Source organism: Microbacterium sp. HMWF026, from assembly GCF_003061325.1.
In the GTDB taxonomy this organism is placed as follows: Bacteria; Actinomycetota; Actinomycetes; order Actinomycetales; family Microbacteriaceae; genus Microbacterium; species Microbacterium testaceum_E.
Genome location: NZ_QAJB01000434.1, coordinates 1799 through 4123 on the forward strand (window position 1 = coordinate 1799; position 2325 = coordinate 4123).

Below are 2325 nucleotides of genomic sequence, written 5' to 3' on the forward strand. Positions count from 1 at the left end.
GACCGGCGAGCGTCGCACGGATGCGACGGAGCTGTTCGGGACTCGACGGCGACGCGCTGAAATAGTGCTCGCTCCCCATGCCTCCAGGATATCGGACGGCCGTTCGCCCCACCGGGGCGGATAAAGTGCCAGAACACGCGGGATCTCCCGCGACGGAAGGAACACATGACCGAACAGACCACACCCCCGAGCATCGACGCGCCCGCCGTGGATCCGGTGGACCGCGTGCTCTCGCGCGCCGAAGCGCACCGCGGGGTCCGGGTCTTCGGTGCGGCGCAAGCACTCCAGGACGCCACGACGGCGTACGGCGGAGACGCCGACGGCGACCAGTGGGATCGCGAGGAGCGCGCCGCACTGCGCCGCGTCGTGGGCCTGTCGACCGAGCTCGAGGACGTCACCGAGGTCGAGTACCGACAGCTGCGCCTCGAGAACGTCGTGCTCGTGGGCGTCCACCCCCAGGGCGAGCAGGCGGATGCCGAGAACTCGCTGCGCGAACTCGCGGCGCTCGCCGAGACCGCCGGTGCGGTGGTGCTCGACGGCGTCCTGCAGCGTCGCCCCCACCCCGATCCGGCGACCTACGTCGGGCGAGGCAAGGCGGCCGAACTGCGCGACATCGTCGCGGCCGTCGGCGCCGACACCGTGATCGCCGACACCGAGCTGGCGCCCAGCCAGCGGCGCGCCCTCGAGGACGTCGTCAAGGTCAAGGTCATCGACCGCACCACCGTCATCCTCGACATCTTCAGTCAGCACGCCAAGAGCCGCGAGGGCAAGGCGCAGGTCGAGCTCGCGCAGCTCGAGTACCTGCTCCCGCGCCTGCGCGGGTGGGGTGACTCGATGTCGCGTCAGGCCGGTGGACAGGTCGGCGCGGGCGGCGCGGGTATGGGCTCGCGCGGTCCCGGTGAGACCAAGATCGAGCTCGATCGCCGCCGCATCCGCACCAAGATGGCGCTGCTGCGCAAGCAGCTGCGCGACTTCGCCCCCGCCCGCGAGGCCAAGCGGGCCGAGCGTAAACGTCACACGATCCCCTCGGTCGCGATCGCCGGGTACACCAACGCCGGCAAGTCGAGCCTGCTGAACCGCCTGACGAGCGCTGGGGTGCTGGTCGAGAACGCGCTGTTCGCGACCCTGGATGCCACGGTCCGCCGCTCCGAGACCACCGACGGCCGCGTGTACACGCTGACCGACACGGTCGGCTTCGTGCGCAACCTTCCGCACCAGCTGGTCGAGGCGTTCCGTTCGACGCTTGAGGAGGTCGGCGACGCCGACGTCATCCTGCACGTCGTCGACGCGTCCCACCCCGATCCGGCCGCGCAGCTGATGACGGTGCGCGATGTGATGGGTGATGTGGACGCGGACTTCGGCCACGAGATCGTCGTGTTCAACAAGGCTGATCTGGTGAGCGAGGACGACCGTCTGGTGCTGCGCGGTCTGGCACCGCAGGCGAAGTTCGTCTCGTCGCGCACGGGCGAGGGCATCGACGAGCTGCGCGCCGCGATCGAGGACGCTCTGCCGCTCCCCGCGGTCGAGGTGCAGGCGGTCGTCCCGTACGACCGCGGGGACCTCGTGTCGGCCGTACACGAGAGCGGGCTCATCGTCGCGCAGGAGCACCGCGAGAGCGGAACGTTCCTGCACGCCCACGTGGGCGCCCGCCTCGCAGCCGAGCTCGCCCCCTTCGCCGCCTGAGGCTCACCACCGCGGTGGTTCGAGGCCCCGCCGACGTCATGTCGGCGGGGCCTTCGTCGTCACCGCGCGGCGGGGTCGCCGTCGAGCGCGAGCGGCGGTACGCCGGGGGTGTCGAAACCGAACACGGCCCCGAGGAAGCCGAGCTCGCGCTGGAGCGCGTCGATGACGGTCTCGGATCGACGGAAGCCGTGGCCCTCGCCCTCGTAGAGCACGTAGGAGTGGGGGATGCCGTGGGTGACGAGCGCGTCGCGGATCGCCTCGGCCTGCGACGGAGGCACCACCCGGTCCTCGGACCCCTGCAGGATGAGCAGCGGGACGCGGAAGCGTTCCGGGTGGCTGAGCGGAGAGCGTTCGACGTAGACGTCCTCGGCCTCGGGGAGCGGGCCGATCAGCCCGTCGAGGTAGCGCGCCTCGAAGTCGTGCGTGTCCTCGGCCAGCGCGCGGGCGTCGCCCACGCCGTAGCGCGAGATGCCCGCGCCGAAGACGTCGGTGGTGGTGACCGCAGCGAGCACCGTCCAGCCGCCCGCCGAGCCGCCCGCGATGGCGATGCGGTCGGGATCGGCGAGTCCCGCCTGAGCCAGCGCGGATGCCGCGGCGGCGACGTCGTCGACGTCGACCACCCCCCACTGACCGGCGAGGCGG

2 protein-coding genes and 1 pseudogene are annotated in these 2325 nt (G+C 71.7%); 1 reads left to right on the forward strand and 2 read right to left on the reverse strand.

The window, feature by feature from the left end; genetic code table 11:
* Positions 1-79: pseudogene (locus tag DBR36_RS18635) on the reverse strand (16S rRNA methyltransferase); the annotation flags it as partial.
* A gap of 86 nt (positions 80-165) precedes the next feature.
* Between DBR36_RS18635 and hflX the strand changes: the two are divergent.
* Positions 166-1683: a GTPase HflX gene (hflX, locus tag DBR36_RS15790; protein ID WP_108320662.1), complete on the forward strand. Its 1518-nt coding sequence runs from the start codon at positions 166-168 to the stop codon at positions 1681-1683.
* 59 nt (positions 1684-1742) lie between these two features.
* Here hflX and DBR36_RS15795 read toward each other — a convergent pair.
* On the reverse strand, positions 1743-2325 hold a 583-nt coding region (locus tag DBR36_RS15795; RefSeq protein WP_146185401.1), incomplete at its 5' end, for a S9 family peptidase.

Excerpts from the sequence above, each read along its gene's own strand:
- hflX (WP_108320662.1), top strand. The coding sequence starts at position 166 with ATGACCGAACAGACCACACCCCCGAGCATCGACGCGCCCGCCGTGGAT.